Raw genomic sequence first — 17,558 nt, 5'->3', positions numbered from 1 at the left:
ATGGCAGAGAAGACACAGCAGCCCACCGCGCGGCGCTTGCGAGAGGCGCGCGAAAAAGGCGACGTACCGAAAAGCGCCGAGACCGTATCGACGGCGATGTTCGTCGGCGCCGGCGTGGCGATCGCGGGCGGCATCGCGCAGATCTTCGGGCACCTGCAGGCCCTTTTTCTACTCGTGTTCGAAGCGGCCGGCGCGGCAGACCCGGGCGCACGCATCGCCTCGCTCATCGACGGCGGCGCGCGCACCCTGCTCACGCCGTCGCTGGGCTTCATCGGCGTGGGCCTCGTCGTCGCGCTGCTTGCCGGTTTCGTGCAGGTGGGCGGTGTGATCGCCGTGAGCCGGATCGTGCCGAAGCTCTCGAACATCAATCCAGCGGAGGGGATCAAGAATCTCTGGTCGCTGCGCAACCTCGTCAACCTCGTGAAGCTGCTCGTGAAGACGGTGCTGCTCGTCGCGGTGTTCGGCTGGCTCATCTATACGTCGCTCGATCCGGCCGTGCAGTCGGGCTTCACGCGCCCCGCGGGGATTCTCGCTCTGCTCGCCCATCTGCTGCTGATGCTGTTCGGCTGGGCCGCGCTCGTCTTCATCGTGATGGCGATCATCGACATCGTCCACCAGCGCTTCGAGCACAACCGCAAGATGCGCATGTCGATAGAAGAGGTGCGCCGCGAGCACAAGGAAGACCAGGGGGATCCGCACATTCGCTCGCGCCGCCGCATGATCGCGACCGAGCTGCAACTCGCCTCGCTCTCCGACAAGATCGGCCATGCGTCGGTCGTCGTATATTCGCCGCGCGTGGCGGTGGCGCTTTACTACGGTGGGCTCGGCACCCTGCCGTGGGTGCTCGCGCGCGGCGAAGGCGAAGCGGCCGAGCGCATCGTCAAGCTCGCGCAGGTGGAGCTGCGGCCGACGCTGGCCAATATCGGCCTCGCGCAGGCGCTCTACGAGTCCACCCCGGAAAACGGGACGATCGAGCAGCGTCACTTCGAGGAGGTCGCGAGGCTGCTCAAGTGGGCGAGGGGCGCTGCCTGAGCGGAATGCGCCACGCGCGGCTGGCGCGTCAATGCACGCCGTCGGCGTCGCCATGCGCGGCGCCCACCGGATCGTCGAGCGCCTCGAGCTCGCTCACGGCGAGTTCGGCCAGCACGCGCTCGCCGGCCGTGGAGGTGGCCGCCGTGGCCTGCACGATCATGGCCGGGCCCGCCGCGTAGCCGCGGGTATTGATCTCGTAGGTATAGTAGCCCGACACCTTCCAGCTTTGCGGGTCGGCGAGCAAGTCTCCGATCCGCTGGCGCAGGCGCGCGATCTCGTCGCGCTCGGCCCCGCGCGGCGAGCCGTTCGCGCATCGTGCAAGCGTTTCGATCTCGGCTTCATAGGCGCTCAGCGTATCGGCCACGTCGGGCCGGATTTTCAGACTTTCGCCATAAGCCTGATTGCCGCGTATCGCACATGCCTTGACTTCGCGCAGGAACGCGTCGAGCCGGGCGTTGCTGCCATCGGTGCGCGCGATCTGCCCGCGGCGCCGTTCGACATGCGCGGCGAACGCGCGCGGATCGACGAATTCGACGAGGCTGCGGATGTATTTCGCGTTCAGGCGCCCATGCTCGTCGACGATTCGCAGCACGACGCTCGCGCCATGGGGGGCGAATGTGGACATCGCGCCAACGATCGGCACGCTCGGGATGCTGACCGACTCCGGGTACCCCGCATGGCCCGAGAAGTGGCCCGCGCTCGCGACCGCGCCGACGAGCGCGGCCGAGCCCGTCAGTGCGCGCGAGCGCGTGCGGGTGCGCTCGACGCCGCGCAGCCAGCCATTGGCGTCGATGCGCTCGTTCTTGCCCGCGAGCAGCGTATCGCGCGTGGCGTTGAGGGCGGGGCCGATGCGCAGGCCGCTCAGCGCGAGACGCGCCATGATCCCGGCGTTTTCGGAGACGGTGTGGCTGCTGCGCCGCTGCTCGCGCCAGTTGACGGAGATATCGGGCTCGCGGAAAAAGCGTTCGCTGAACCGTTCCCAGAGCGTCTCGGCAGACGGGCGCCGCGCGCTTGCGGCCAGTGCGCCTTGTTCATAGAGAAAATCGATGACGGCGCTGGCATGCGTGCGCCAGGAGTCGGTGACCTTGCCGCCTTCGTCGCGTCGCAAGCGCGTGCGCACGATGACGCCGGACGGCGCGCTGCGGTCATGCGAATAGGCCACGCCGCCGCCGGCGCCGAAGGCGAAATGCAGGCCGTGTACACCCACGGCCGCGCCGCCGAACAGACCGATCGCGGCGCCGGTCGAATAGCGCGTATCGGTACCCATGAAGATCTCGCCGCCGTAAGAGGACGAGCCGATTTCGAGGAAGGCGTGCCGTCCCTGCAGTGCTTTGATGCCGGGGCCGAGCGACACGCCGAGGCCGGCCTTGTGCACGGTGAAATCGCGCATGTTCAGCGACGTGTTCACGTTGAGGCCCCAGGTGCCGCCGTCGAAGTACCGCACGTTGTTGCCGAGCGGCGTCTTCGCGACGATGTCGCGCAGGGCCTCGCGAAAAGCGCTGTGTGTGGTATCGGCCGGCTTGATCGGCCGACCGCGTGCGATCGCGGCCGCCAGGCGGATGGCGGGCAGCGCATCGCCGGCTTCGTCGGGCCTCGGACCGGGCATGCCGGCCTCGTGCAACCACGCCTCGAGCGTGCGCAGGTCCAGGTGTTTCAGATCGGAGACCATGCGCGCCGCCAGAACGGCATGCGCTTGCAGGCCCGCGCGCGGAGCCAGTACGCGAACCGCCGTTGCGATCGTGTCGCGATCCCGGTGCGAGAGCTTCAGGCGGGTCGGGTTTCGGAGTTCTCCGACGCTGGCGCGCCACCGCTTCAGATACTGCTCGCGCAGCAGCAGCACGCCCCGCTGCTCGGGCGAGAGGTGGCCGCGCTGCCGGCATGCCTGGAGGTGGTCGAGCACGCCGGCGAGCGCGGTATCGACGGCATCGCGCAACGATTGCGCCTCGCGGCTCACGAGACCGAGATTGGCGCCGGCCGCGTTGTAGGTCATCGCGGTCAACGGCGACTTGCGTTGGCCGAGCGCGCGGCGCGGGTCGAAAGCGTGGCGCCGGTGCGTGGCCCGCCGTTCCGAGCGTGCAACCCAGGTCAGGAATTTCGCGATGCGCGATTGCGTGCGCGCGAGAGCCGAGCCGGCGCCTGACTCGCGGTAGCCGCTGCGCCAGGCCACGTAGGCCGCAAGCTGCGCGCCGTCGCCGATGGCTTGAGCGCTCGCATGCGGCGCCGCATAGACTTTCGCCGCGCACGCCAGCGCGTTCAATGCCATCGTGTCGCGCGAATCCGGCCCGGCGTGGCCCACCGCAAGGCGCCGGAGCGCTTCGTGCCACGCAGCCTCGGGGCTATCGGAGCTATCGGGGCTATCGGACATCGCGGCGCCGCGGGGCCCGGACGTGTCGCTCGGCGAGGCCGCATCGTCGGGGCAAGCGGCGCTCGCGGGGGCGGAAGCTTCTCGCGGTACGGACGCTCCGCGGTGCGCGGCGGCCTCCTCGCGAACGTGCGCGGCGAGATGGTCGGCGGCCTGCAGGAACGTGCGCAAGCTTTCGCGCTTCATGGCGCCGTCGACGGTGGCGGACGAAAGCGTCTCGTCGTCGCGCAAAGCCACGAGCGCATCGAAGCCCACCGTCGTATGACTCAGAATTCGAGCGGCATGCCACGCGTCGCGCTCGGCTGCGCTGTCCACGGCGGCGGCGTCATGGGCGCGGGGCGTGCCGGTACGCCGGTCGCCATTGCCGAGGAAGCCGAGCAATGCATGGTGCTGCAGATGACGCAAGGCGCGCACGGCCCGTGCCGCGTCGCCCTGCGTGGCCGCGGCGAGCGCGCGTGCGCATTGCAGCACCCCGGCATAGTGGGCGGGTGGTGCTTCGGTGGGGCGCGCGTCGGCCGCGTGCGCGAATCCCGCGGCGAGTTCGGTAACCGCGGAGGACGCAGCCGAAGGCGCCTCGAGCCCATCGGGGAACAGCTTGGCGACGGTCGCCACGAAAGCGGATTCGCTGAGCATGGCTTGTTCGGCATCGGGTGCTTCCGCGGCGCGTGGCGGCGGAGCCGGCGCCGAGGGCGGGTGCAGTTTGTAGGGCAGCGCCTGCGTGCGCTTCGCGATCCATCGCCCGATGCCTGTCTGGGCACTGGCCGCAGCGGCTCGGCGATGGCCCCCGGGCGATGGCTTTCCCTCGGGCAGCGTGCTCGGCGGCAGCGGATCGATGGTCGTGCGCGTATAGCCGGGGGCTATGGTCACGCTGATGGCGGCGGGCCGCACGAGACGCCTGAAGCCTTCGAGCAACCCGTTGCGCGGCTTCGTCGCAGGCCGTTCCCGCGCGTGGTTGCCGGGGCGCTCGCCTTCGCCCAACGCGCGGGCCGGGGGCTCGGCGGCATTTGCCGCGCACGTGCTGGCGGACAGCCCCGGTAGTGACGGGAGTTTCATGGCGAAGGGGGCGCGGCGCTACATCGATCCGATGCGCAATGCAACGGCTCAGGCTGCTCCGGTCGGAGGAACGCGCCGGGCACCGCTTCGGAGATGGACAGGGCTCCCGATGCTAGCCGTGCGGCGCGCGATGATTCGTCAGGGCGGCGAAATTGCGCAGACCCGCGCGAACCGGCGGGCCGGGCTTCGGCACGCCGGTCCGGCTTGGTCCGGCCGGACCGTCCAGGTCGCCGAACCTCCGCCCAACCTGGATGCACTGCTTGCGCCACCAGTGTGGCGACGGGGACCACGGCCTCTGCGAATGGGCTGTCGGGGCGTGTCTTGCAACAGCGACCCGTCATCCGACGACGATCTGGTCCCCCGGATTGATGTGCCCCGGATGTCTCGCGAGGCCCGGGTTCAATTGGAGGATTTCCTCGAATGCGACCTGGTCCTGCCGCCCGCGCGACATGTGCGCACGTTTGTCCTGCGGCACGTGCGCGGCATCGAGCAGCGTCTGCCGGTGTCGATCGGCGATGACCCACAGCGAGTCTCCGTCGACGACGAGATACGGTTTCGGCTTCGCGGGCGGCTGCGTCGGCTGCGTCGGCTGCTGAGAAGGAGGTTGTCCCGGCTGGTTCGTCGGCGGAGCGCCCGGGGTCGTCGGTGTCGCGCTGGTACCGGGCGTGGGGGGCGCGCCCGGCGTGCCCGGTTGCGACGAGGGGCTCGTTGGTTGTGGCGACGGGCTGCCGGTCGCCCCCGGCGGCTGCATGTGCTGCGTGTTGTTTTGATTCGCGCTGCTGCCGCCCGAATCGCCGAAGATATTGTTCAGCAGCGTGGCGGCGTAGATGCCCACCGGCGCCAGGGCGAGCGCGGTCGGGAAGCGGCTCACGCCGGGCGTCGCGTTCGGAAAGCGCGCGTGCAGTTGCGCAGCTCCGAGGATCGCGGCCGACGAGATCGACAGCCAGCCCATCGGATTGTCCATGCCCAACTGGTTGATGCCGTTCGCGAAACCGGCCGCGGACGTGACGAAGTCACCGGCCGAACTCGTGAAGCGCACGAACATGCTGCGCTTTTCCGCATTGATGTGCCGCAAGCCGCCGTAAAAGACGCGGCTCGTATAGGCGAAACCGAGCGTGGCGCCGAGCGTCGTCAGAATCGGCGCGGCTGCGGGATGCGACCATGCCGTCGCCACGTTGGTCGCGGCCGTCACGGAATAGCCGATCATCGCGCCGCTGCGCCCGACTACCCCGATCCAATGCCGCGGACTGCCGCGGTGCAGGCGCTTGAGCGATGTGCCGCCCATCACGCCTTGCATCTGCAGAAGCGTTTCCACCGCGATCGCCTTCGTATGGCTCACTGCATCGTCGAACGAAAGCAGGCCGTCCTCGTTCATCTTGCGAAACTGCGCGGCCTTCGCCTTGCCTTCCTTCGCGATGAGATCGAGTTGCGCGAGCCGTGCCTCATTGATGCTCTGCGGGCCCAGCTGCACGCGCAAGCTGCGCTCGATCCGGTCGACCACCGAGTCGAACACGCGCGGGTCGCCGTTCTTCAGGCTCGTCACCGCACCCTGATGCAGGGCCTGGAACACGCGGCCGGCACGGGTGCCGACAAAGAGCGACGTACTGGTGCGGTGCAGCCCCTCGCTGCCGAACGTGTGTAGCAGGTTCACCGCGTTGGCGCCGAGGAAGCCCGATGTCGTGCCGCCCGCCACCGTCCAGCCGAGGATCTTCGGGCTCCACCAGTGACGCAGCGGCTCATGCACGCGCAACGCCGTGAGCTCGGCTTTCGCGCGGTCCTTCGCGTCGATCGGTTTGGTCTCGAGCTGTGCCGCCGTCTTGCGGCTCAAGCTGATGGGCTTGCTGTCGTTGTTGCGCAACTCCGGCTTCGACACCGCCGAGCTCCAGTAGCCGAACGGATCCTCGACAGTGCCGCTTAGCGCGGACGGGGTGCTGAACCGGCGGCCCACGACGGCATTGCCGTACTGATCGTGCCAGCGGATCGAGAACGAGCGTGCGCGCTCCTGCACGCGGCCGCGAGCGGGGTTGTCGTCGGTCCACTGGGTGCGGGCGTAATCGATCGTGCGCTTGCGCGCCGCGTTCAGAAACTCGGTCGTGTTGCCCTGATAGAGCTGCTCGCGCAGCGCATCGAGATCTTCGGGCTTGAGCCCCTTGTTGCGCCCGATGCGTTCCACCTCGGCGAACAGCAGCGCCTGCTGGTCGGCCAGCGTTTGCCGGTCCACGCGCTCGAACACGCGCGTGAGCGCGTCGGCGCCGTGCAGCCGCGCGAGCTTCTCCGGTTGCCCGCGGTATTCGACGATGAGATCGGCAAGCGCCGTCGTCAGATCCTGGTTGGCGATGAAGTCGGCGCCGTGGGTGCCGTACGAGAGCCCCACATGCAGCCATTCGAGCGTCGGCCGGTCGAGCATTTCGCGCAAGAGACGCGCGTGGCCGGCGCCCGGCACCGATTCGAGCACCGAGTCCCAGCCGTGGAACGTCACCATCACCGACGGCGCGGGGGTGTCGGGATGCTGCTGTGCCCACCGGTCGAGCGCGCTCAACGTACGCACGTGGTTCATGTAGGTGTCGTCGGTGCCCGCTTGAAAGCGCATGTCCTCGTCGGAGACGAGCGCGCGCGACGGTGCCGTTTCGAGCCGGATCGCAAAGCCGGTCTTCGACGCTTCGGTGAGCCACTTGTGCAGATGGTGAAGCTCGTCGATGTAAAGCGGCTTGCCGTTCGAATCCTGGGCCGGCTCGATGATGCCTTCGTCGGCGTTGAAGGTGGCGTGCTCCTGTTCGCCGAGCGCTTTGACGTCGCGCAGAAAGTCGGGATCGTGCGGCTGCCCGAGTGCCGCCGCGAGCGAATGCGGGTCGACCACGAGCGTGACCACCGGCGTCACCCCGCCGAATCGTTCGACCTGTTGCGTCATGAGCGCCGGATCGTCGCGCAGGGAGAACGAGCGGGACATGAGCGCCACGCGCCGCTGCACCTGCCACGGGGAATCCACGAAGGCGCCGATCGCCCGGCGATCTGCTGTGGTGGCGATGCCGAAATGGCGTGCGATACGTTCGCCGTCGATGCGCAGGAGTGTCTTGCGCGGAATCGGCGCGAAGCGCGGGGACGTCGAGGTCACGTCGCGCGCCACATAGCCGCTGTTGCCGAGCCCCTTCCATTCGAGGAAGTCGGCCATGACGGTCTGCGCACGGCCCGAGAAGCGCAGGCGTCCCTCGCCGGTCTTGCGGCCGTTGTAGGCCGCGATGCGTTCCTGTTCGCCGAACCATTGTTCGGGATCGGGGGCGCCGTTGCGCACTTTGGCCTCGACCACCGTCGACGTCGACATGGCCGGCTGGTAGATATCGATGTCCAGCGTTTCGGTGGCGTGAGCCGTGCCGACCCGTCGACGCAAGCTCGAGATGTCGGTCTTCATGCCGTCGATTCTCGACTTGATGTGATCGGCGAGCGCGGAATAGCTCGACCACGTCTTCGCGCCTTCCTTCGCTTCGCGCCACTGCGCATCGAGTTCCTTGCGGCGCGCTTCGAGGGCTTTCAGGCGCGTCGGACCGGTATGGTCGAGGAATTCGGCGGGTTCGAGCCGCGTAAGCACGAAGTGCATGTTCGCACCGTAATGGCTGCGGCCGATGGGCATCTCGTCGAGCGGCACGCCCTTGTCGCGTGGATTCTCGGCTTCCTTGCGGGTATCGAACCAGCGATGGCCGCCGTCGCGCGGCGCGATGATGGCCGTCGGCGCGCCGAGCGAGAGCGCGAGCGAATCTTTCACGTCGTCGTAGACGTAAATGTGATACTCGTCGCCGATGCTCTTCTGGTCGAGCGCGCGCAGCAGATGCAGCGCGTTGTGTCCGCCGAAGTCCATTACCGCAAGCGGATCGGTTGCCTTCGTCCCCTTGGGCAGCATGTTCGGCGGCAGTAGCGGTTTCGACGCGGCCTCGCTCGTGCCGGCCGTCACCGCCGCGCGAGCCGTAGCCTGCGTCACGGCCTGCGTCGCGCTTTGCTGCCGGCGCAGCAGCGCCGCGCTGCGGCGCGCGGCATCGCTCACGTGGCCCAGCCCGCGCCGTGCCGCGGCGCTGCCGCGCTCGATCTGCACCTGGGTGATGTCGCTGATCTTCCTGTGCGGCTTTTGCTCGGCCTCGTCCGGATCTTTCTTCTTGACCGGGTCGAAGCCGCCCAGGCGCGTGACGTCGGCCGGTTCGAGATCGCTGAGAAAGAACGAGACGCCGCGGCGGCCGGTCGGGCCGACTCCGAGGCGGCCGATATGGCGGCGGAACGCCTCGCGAAGATCCGTCGGCGCGATTTCCGTGCCGTCCACCTTCGCTTTCTCGTAGTAGCGCCACTTGTCGCCCGACACGTGCTTCGCGTGACCGAGCACCTTGCCCGACTCGTCGTCCACGGCGTAGATCCGTTGCCCGGTGGCCGCCGCCTCGCCGGCCTGCTTCGGCCGTTTGAAATGCGGAGCCTGCGCCAGTGCGTCTGCGTCGCGCACCACGTCGGGATGCAGGCCCCGGTTCGACGGCTGCGTCTGCCACGAAACCTTGGTGCGGTCGTTCTCGACCTCGATCTTCGAGGCGCCGCCGAAATTGGCCAGTTCCTCGGCGCCTACCGGCGAGATGTAGAAGTCGAAGCCCTTGCGCGCCGAGAGGCCACGCGAGCCCGAGTTGCGGCTCATCGCGCGCTTGAGGTCGCGCGGCAGGCCGCTGCGGTCGACCGGTTGCGGCTTGCCGAGCGCGCCGTGCTCGTCGACGGTCACTTCCGCGATGACCTTCGGTTGAGAATGAAGCGCGTTCTTCGATTTCGGCGCGGCTGTATGTTGGGTGATCAGCACGTGCGAGTCGCGTCCCGCTTCCTTGGCGAGCACGTCGAGTCGCGGGACGCGCGCGCCGTCCAGGCGGCGCAGCGTGCGCTTGCCGTGCTCGTCGAGCAGCGCCGCGGCGCGTTCCTCGGGCGTGGCGGGGCTCGTCCGGTTGCCGGCCCCTGCTGCCGCGTTCGCGTTGGCGCCGCCGGCGGGCACCGGCGCGTTGGACGGATCGGGTGCCGCCATGGCGGGCGGCGCTTCGCCTACGCGCACCGTGCGCGCCTGTGCCTCGTAGAGGCTGCGATAGTCGGCGTGCCCCGGCAGCGATGGCCGCGCCGCGCCGAACGCATCCGCCAGACGTGCGACGGACTGCGGATCGTCGGCCCTCGCTCGGCCGTATTCGCGTTCGATCGCCTCGGGCAGACGCACTTGCGCGCCGATGTCGACGCCGGTGGCGGCCTTGATCTCGTCGCGCACCGCGAACGCGTTGATCTGCGCGCGCGCCTCCGCATCGAGCAGGCTTCGCGCGTAGGCTTCGGGGCTGCTGTAATCGAGCGAGAGCTTGCCCTGGATTGCCTCGGTGGCGTGGCCGGCTTCGTGAGCGAGGGTATAGACGATCGCGCCGGGCTGGCGGAACTTGCCGTCGATGACGATGCGCCGCCGGGCGACGTCGGTTTTGCTGCCCTGGCCTTCCCGGCCGAGCACGACTTTCCATCCGGCCTGTTTCCAAAGCCGCATCTGCGCGTTGAGCAGATCGGAATGGCCGATCATGTCGAGCGCCTGTTTGGGCAGCGGTGCGCCGCCGAATCGCATGCGGATGCGCGTGATGATCGACGGCTTTTGCCCACGCTGTTGCCCGTATTCGCCGGGCTGATAAACCTCCTGCGCCTCCGGGTGGGCGAGCTCGATGCGGCCGCTTTGCATGCCGCCGCGGATCATGCCCCGAACCTCCTGAATCTTGAAGAGCGTATCGGCATGGCGCATTTCGAGCTGTGCGCGCTCGGCCTCGCTCATCGGCCGGTCCGCACGCCCGATCGGGCCCGGGTCGTTGACGAGAAAGTCGCCGTCGCGCGTGACGATTCCCTGGAAGTCGTAATCGAGTTTCAGCCGGGTCGCGACATCCTCGGCATGCTTCAGATTGGCGAGGCCCGCGCGCGAGATCCGCTCCGGGAGTGCGCCGTTTCTCACCATGTCGTGCGTGTGCATGATGCCGAGCGGACGGTACAGCACACCGACCCGGTTGTGCACGGAGAACGGGCCGCTCATCGAAACCGTACGCACGCCGAGCGCACGCAGATGGGCGAGCGCGTCGAATTCCTCGCGCGCGGTGCGCAGATGGTAAGCGTTGTCGAATCGCGGGCCGCGCTCGAAGATCCCGAGTGCGGCGTCGTGGCCCAGCTCGAACACCATCTTTTCGCCGCCGTAGCCGAGGAGCGTGCCCATGTGCTGCTCGGCCGAGAGCCGCTGCGTCGGGTCGCCGTTGCGATAGACGCCGCGGCTGTCGGCGGCCAATTGCCCGAGATCGGGACCGCCGAGCGGCGACGGATCGTAGCGCTGCAAATGACTGAGATCGACCATCGAGCCGTCGGCGGCGTAGGTGCTTTCGTGCGGCACGTAGACCGGGCGCCCCCAAAGATTCGCGAATTGCGCGGCGATTTCCGGCTTCATGTATGGCGAGGTAAAGACGATCTCGCCGCCATGCTCGCGGAAGTCATGGCCGAGCTGCAGCGTGAACTCGCTGACGCTGATCGGTTGACCGTCGAGCAGCAGCGAGCCGTCCTCGGCGGTCTCCGTTTGCACGATGGTCGCGTCGCGCTCGGGCGTGCGCCAGGCGCGACTGGTTCTGTCGTATTGCAGCTGTTCGACGTCCGGCGTGCCCGGGGCGAACGGCGAATCCGGCCGCGCTCGCTCGCGCGTCCACTCCACCCGTTGCGCGAACGAGGCACCTTCGCCCGCCTGGTTGCCGGACGTGTGGCCGGGCGCCACTGCAACCGGAGCGACCGGAGCGGCCGGGGCGACCGGCTCGCCCGGGGCGGGGGCGGTTGCCCCGCTCCTGCGCTCGACCTGGGACTGCGCGAGCGCGATGTAATCGTCGATCGTTTTCAGCGAGACGGGGCGCGGTGGCCGGTTCTCGTTGATCTCCTCGAAGTCCGCGAGATGGAACGTCCCGTCGCGGCCGACGAGGAACTGCAGATCGATGATCTGCACGTTGTTGTCGACCATCCAGTCCCGCGTGGCCGAAAGGCTTTCGATCGACCGCTCGTTGAAGAGCGTCAGGTCGTAGAACGGCATGTGCTGCCCGCTGCCTGGCCCCGTCACGGCCATATCGCGCGTGAGAAGCCGGTCGGCGCCGGCATAGGTATCCATGACGAGCGCATCGTGGCCGTGAACGCGCGCGACGCCGTCGATCCGGGCCACGTAAGGTGCGCCGAGCGCCTTGAGTCGATCCGTCTTCGCGATCATCGCGTGCGGTTCGTCGACGGGCGTGGGCGTCTCCGTCGGATCGACTTCGAGCGGCATCAGATCGCGATAGACGACAACGGTCTTGTTGCCGAGTTCGAACGCGGTCTTGTACGCACCCTCGCCGAGCATGCGGCCCAGATGCGCTTCCGGGTCGATCGGCCGGCGCACGCCGTCGTCGCCCACGACGTGAAGCGTCTGCGTATCGGCGTCCAGTTCGACGCGGCCGTCCAGCGACGCGTTGCGCGGCCGCGGTGTCAGTTGTTCCCAGACGGTGGGCGCATCGACACGCGGCGTGAAGACATAGAGGCCGCTGATGTCGGCAAGCTCCTGCGCGCGGGCGCGCGTGAGCTCGGTCGGCCGCGAGAACGGCAGGCCGATCGCATGCGTCGAATAGCCGGAGCGCTCGTATTGATAGCGATCGTCGAGCAGGAACTCGTGCGCGCTGACCTGCTCCAGATCGTCGGCGAACGAGAGCGGGGTGGCCTCGTTCACGGGCGAGCGCGCAACCGCCTGCTCGAAGCCGGCCTCGAGCACGGCCGGATCGACGGGCACCCGTGCGTCGTGCCCGCCTTCGCTCCTCGGTGTGCCGTCGGGCGCCGGCATCACGCGCCCCGGATCGGCGCCGCGCCGGCCGCGGCCGGCCTGCACGCGGTCGAATGCCTCGCCGTAGAATGCCGCATACGTCTTGCCGCCCTCTCCGGAGACGGGGCTTTCGCCGAATGCATCGGCGAGCTTTTCGACGGTGCCCGCGTAGTCGTCGGTCGGCTTCCACTGCCCGGCAATCTTCTCGATCGCATCGGGCAACCTGACGTTCGCCGCGATGTTGCCCTCACCGGCCATCTCGATTTCGTAGCGCGCTTCGAAGGCGTTGATCTGCGCACGCGCCTCGGCTTCGAGCGCCTTGCGCGTGAACGCGCGCCGGCCGCTGTAGTCGAGCCCGGTCGTGCCGTCGATCGCCTCGACCGCGTGCTTCGTTTCGTGCGCGAGCGCGTAGGTCATGCTGCCCGTCTCGCGCAGGCCGCCGTCGAGCATCACGCGCTTTTTCCTGGCGTCGATGCGGCTGCCGCGGCCTTCGCGGCCCACCTTGACGGTCCAGCCGTTCGCCTCGAGCTGACGCATCTGCTGCGCGAGCGTGCCCGACTGTTGCGCAAGCGCGCTCACCTCGTTCGGCAACGGGGCGCCGCCGAAGCGCATCTGCAGTCTCGTCAGCAAGCCGACCTTGCCGTCGCCTGCCGTCGCCGCCGGCTCCTCGCGCATGTCCGGCGCAGCCATTTCGGGGTTCTCGGTGTCGGCGCGCTCCGCCACGCGCGGTCTGGCTGCCTGCGTTTTGTCGGTTGCGGGCGTTTGCGTCTCCTCGCTGCGCGACTTGGCCTCGGCCACCTCCTTCGGCACGTAAAGGCCATTGCGATAGACCATCGGTTCGTCGTGCACGCGTTCGTTTTGCGCGCCCGTCAGCATCTCGTCGGTGACGACGTAAAGCCCGCTTTCCGTCATCGCGGCCGTTTCCGCGAGTGCGGCTGCCCGTGGTGCCGGATCGAAGCGTACGAACCCGTTCGGCGCGTCGATGGCGCCGTCCGCGGCGAGCACACCGCGCTGGGCGACGAGTACCGGCCGGTTCAACGTATTGGCGATCTCGGGTGCGCGCTCGGCTTCCACGCTGCCTTCGAGCACCACGATCGGGCTTTCGTCGGGCAGGGCCGTCGCGGCGCGCCGATTCGGGCTGGCCGGATCGAGCGGCGCCGCCTCTTCGGCAGGCTGCGGCACGCCCTGCGAGCGGGCGTCGTTGCGTACGACGTAGAGCGTGTGCCCCTCGAACTGATGCTCGTCGATGAAGGCGGGGCTCGTCTCGCGGCTACCGAGGGGCAGGCCGCCCGGGTGGTCGAGTGCCTCGGGCGGCAGTTCCGTGGCATTGGCCGCGGTCCATGCCACGCGCTGCCGGAACGTCATGGGGCGGGCTTCGTCGGCGCCGGTGCCGCGCGGGTCGTCCACGCGACGCAGGTCTACCGCCCGCGCCTGAGCGGCACGGCGTTCGGCGCGCCGCGTGTCGATGGATTCCTGCTCGGTTTGCGCCCGGCGTTCGTGGCCGCGCGACGCGTTGGCAATCTGCTCGCTCGTCATGCGGGCGGAATCGGCCGCCGCCTGCGAAATCCGCGCGCTCGCATCTTGCGTTGCCTGGCGCACCACAGGGTCCGACTGCGTGGTGTCGACGGGCGTGTCGCGCGTCGCGTCGACCGGATCGGCCGGTGCCTGGGGCGCTGCCGCCGGCGGCGCGTTGCGATTGACGATCTGCTGCACGCGCTCAGGTATCTGCTCGGGCGTGAGCACCTTGCCGGGACGGGAGAGGTTCAGGCCATCGGAGAGCGTGAGGCCGCCCGATTCGTCGATCGTGACGCGCGCGCCCGTGTCGTAGGCGTTCAGCCGGGTTCGACTGAAGCGGCCGTCGCGTCCGGGCGCGACGATCGAAATGCTGCCGTCGTCGCCGAGCACCGCAGTGAGCCCCGTTTGCCGGGCGTGCCCGGTATTGACGCGGTTGGCGCCAGTCAGCACGCGCACGGGCATGCCTTCGTAGGTCAGGGTGCGATTGCCGACGCGCAGCGTGCCGTCGGCCGGGTCGACGGTGACGGACTTGCCGTCGATCGTCGCGAGCGAGCGGTCCAGGGTCAGCGCATTCGTGCGCGAGCCGTCGACACCGCGCACGCCGACCTGCTGCCCGCCGATGAACAGGTTGCCGTTGCCGGCCTGGTTGCGGGCGGCGAACTGCCCGTAATTGCGCACGACGCCTTTCGACAAGGCCGTCAACGCGTTCTTGCCGAACACGAGGCCGACGTTTTGCACGAGCGACGAGACATCGCGGGCGATGTTGCCCTTGCCCGTGACCGCGTCGTACACGAGCTGGCCGGCTGCCTCGCCCGCGCCGCCCATCGCCGTGGTGAAGGCGGTGTAGCGGGCCGTCTTGTTGACGACGTTTGCCGCCTTGCCGGCATCGAGCCCGACCGCCTCCACCCCGCCCTTGAAAAGATTGGTGGCCGTGAGCTTCGGCACGACCTTCTCGGCCGCGGCCGAGGCACCCAGCGGCACGAGGTTGATGTAATCGGCACGCGCGCCGGCATCCATGATGCTCATCGACTGGTCGTGCATGCCGCGGTTGACGAGATCGTTCGCGGAATAGGTGGCCGCGGCGATGGTCGCGCCGGTGATCATGCCGCCGCCGATCGCATTGAGCGAGATGCCGAGCGGCAGACCCACGCCCGTGAAATCGAGCACGCTGCCGATCACTTCGAGCCCGATGCCGCCCAGCAGCGTGCCGAGGTTCAGATTGCTCGCGCCCAGCGTGTGCAGGGTGCTGTCCCACCAGTCGTCATGGTGGGCGCTGCTTTGGCGAACCTTCAGCGTACCGTTCTCGTAGCCGGTCGCGATGTCGAGCGTGCCGTCGGACGAGAGTTGATTGTCGTCGATGAAGTTGTCGACGCTCGAGTAGTGGGCACCGGTGTCGTCGACATACTCGGTCTTGCCGTCGCCGCTCGTCACCTTGAAGAGCGCCGTCGTCGTCATGCCGCTGTCTTTCGACGCGTAGACCATCGGCATGACGCTCACTTTCGCGTGGTCGCCGCCGACGTCGTGGATCTCGTTGTAGACCTTGTCGATCGTATCGAGCGCGTCGCCGCTGTACTGGAGGTCGTTCTTGTTCGCGCTCGGCGTGGTCTTCAACTGCAGCGCCTGCCCGATCAGATTCTTCTGCTCGTTGTCGCTCATGCCGTGGAAGTCGTACGCCGCGCCCTTGTTGGTCGCTTCGCTGGCCTGATTGAGCATCGAGTTCGACAACTGGCCCCGGTGCGACGCATAGAACTGATCGAGCGCCTTGGCGAAATCGGCCTTGTCGTCGTCGGTGACGGGATTGAGCAGGTTGTCGCTGAGGCCGCTGTAGAACTGATCGAAGAGCACCTGCGCGTGGGCGCTGTTCGACAGCAACTGCAGCTGATCCACCTGGGCGTTCGAGCGATCGAGCGCGTCGCGCGCATCGGAGAGCTGCTGCGAGTACGGATTGACGAGATAAGGTCCGCCGGACGCCGTGAGCATCACGTGACCCGGCGAGCCGTGCGCGACGACGTTGTCGAAGGGCGTCGACGTCTGCCCGTGCTGCTTGTTCCAGTCGTCGTACTGCTGCTGCACCGTCTGCAGCGTGCTCTTGTTCTGTGCCTGGGTGGTGAGCGCCTTGTCGAGCGCCGTCTTCGTCGCCTTGTCGTTGACAGAATCGGTGAGGCGCCCGTCGGCCGCGTGCAGCGCGGAAGCCACGACCTTGAGCCCCTTGATCTCGAGCGGCGTCGGGTCGTTGACCGTGCACATCGTGCGATGGTCGTACTTGTTCTGCAAGCCGTTGGCCGCGTCGTCGTATTGCGCGGCGAGCGAGTTGCCATAGGCCGCGACGAAGCTGTCGTGCATCAGGCTGGCCTGCGTCTTCGCGTCGGTCAATGCCTGATACGCGTTCGCCACGTCGGTGTCGACCGGTGCGTTCGTGAGCAGCGAATCGGGATGTGCCTTGTGCCACGCGTTCGATGTCGTGACGGCGTTGTTGTACGACGTCTGCAGCTTGGTCGCGTTGCGGTCCGAGGCGAGCATCTGCAGATACCCGCCGCTCGTGGCCGCGGCCGTCTGCGCGCGCGTGAGCAGATCCTTCTGCGCGCCCACGGTCGTGTTCATCACGGTCGGTCCGAACTTGCCCGACACCGCGTCGTAGGTCACCTGAATATCGGCCACGTTCGAGGCGTCGCTCGCGGCGCTCAGGCAGGCGTTCGCATAGTTCGCGTCGTCGGCCGCGCTCGCGATGTTGCCTTGCGCGGTGGCGCTGTCGATCGCCTCGGGCGCCTGCACTTCGAGCCCGAGCGGCGCGAGCTTGTCGTTCAGGTTCTGGATGCCGGCATCCATCGCGCCCGCGTAGGTCTTGTCCGACGCGTATCCCTGCAACTGCGCGTAGGCGAGGTTCGAATTGGCGATGTCCGCATTCTCGCGGCTTTGCGCCTTCGCATAGGCCGCATCGGCCTTTTGCCAGGCGTCGTAGGCGCCGAGTTGCTGCGGCGTCATGTTCTTCGGCAACTGCGAAGTCTTCGGATCGAAGCCGGGGATCTGCTGCTGCAGCGCCTTGAGCGCGTCCGCCGCGGCCTGCTTCGCGCCGGGCACGGCCTTCCCGTCCTCCTTCGCCTGTTGGGCATAGGCGACCATGTAGCCGGCGTCGGTCGTGACCTCCAGTTCGCGCGCCGCCTTGTTCGTCGCCGTCTGCGCGTTGTCGAATTCGGTCTGCGCCTTTTTGACGTCGGCCGGACTCGCCGTCGGGTCCGACTGCAGGCTCGTGAGCGTCGTGTACTTCTTCTGCAGATCGCCGTAGGCGTTGTCGTATTGAGTCTGTGCGCCCTGAATCGCCTGCTGGGCCGCCTTCGTCGTCGGGTCCGTCACCGTGATTTCGGGCGGCGGCGGGCGGTATTGCTCGGCGAGCGTCTGGATCAGCGTGGTCGCGGCCGAAATGTCGCCGTTGGTCGGCTTGGACGGATCCGTGTTGGCATTGACGTTCACAGTGATCTGCGGCGGCAGGACCGGAGGCTGCGAACTCGTTTGCGTCGACGTGTTTTGCGGAGGCAGGGGTTTGGGCTTCTCGAGCGTCGCTTCGAGAAAATGCATCCAGTTGACGCCCATGCCGACGCCATCGATTTCCAGCATGCAAGCCTCCGCCATCGAGCCGGCCTCGGCTTTGGCCGGGTGCACGCCACCCGCGCGCCGCCTAGGCACACTCTGCGAGTGTAAGGACCCGGAAAGGACGCCAGACACGGGTGTTTCGTAGGGGGGTGGGGCATGCGTGCGCGGCTTGCCGCG

3 protein-coding genes are annotated in these 17,558 nt (G+C 68.1%); 1 reads left to right on the top strand and 2 read right to left on the bottom strand.

Going from position 1 to position 17,558, the window contains the following annotated elements; genetic code table 11:
- The gene (locus tag U0034_RS08525; RefSeq protein ID WP_085228673.1) at nt 1–1,032 is read left to right on the top strand and encodes an EscU/YscU/HrcU family type III secretion system export apparatus switch protein; all 1,032 of its coding nucleotides are present in this window, start codon (nt 1–3) and stop codon (nt 1,030–1,032) included.
- A gap of 28 nt (nt 1,033–1,060) precedes the next feature.
- Here U0034_RS08525 and U0034_RS08520 read toward each other — a convergent pair whose 3' ends face one another.
- Both U0034_RS08520 and U0034_RS08515 read right to left on the bottom strand, forming a co-directional pair.
- Entirely contained in the window at nt 1,061–4,447 is a 3,387-nt protein-coding gene (locus U0034_RS08520) for a hypothetical protein (RefSeq protein ID WP_085228674.1), read from the bottom strand.
- Nucleotides 4,448–4,784: 337 nt separating this feature from the next.
- The gene (locus U0034_RS08515) at nt 4,785–17,405 is read right to left on the bottom strand and encodes an LWXIA domain-containing protein (RefSeq protein WP_139831176.1); all 12,621 of its coding nucleotides are present in this window, start codon (nt 17,403–17,405) and stop codon (nt 4,785–4,787) included.
- Nucleotides 17,406–17,558: the final 153 nt, after the last annotated feature.

The organism is Trinickia caryophylli, assembly GCF_034424545.1.
Classification (GTDB): Bacteria; Pseudomonadota; Gammaproteobacteria; order Burkholderiales; family Burkholderiaceae; genus Trinickia; species Trinickia caryophylli.
Note: the sequence above shows the minus strand (reverse complement) of the source record. Positions and strands in the feature narration are given on the sequence as shown.

Bases quoted from the DNA above. Each gene is read 5' to 3' on its own strand.
- U0034_RS08525 (WP_085228673.1), top strand. From the start codon at position 1: ATGGCAGAGAAGACACAGCAGCCCACCGCGCGGCGCTTGCGAGAGGCG.
- U0034_RS08520 (WP_085228674.1), bottom strand. From the start codon at position 4,447: ATGAAACTCCCGTCACTACCGGGGCTGTCCGCCAGCACGTGCGCGGCA.
- U0034_RS08515 (WP_139831176.1), bottom strand. From the start codon at position 17,405: ATGCTGGAAATCGATGGCGTCGGCATGGGCGTCAACTGGATGCATTTT.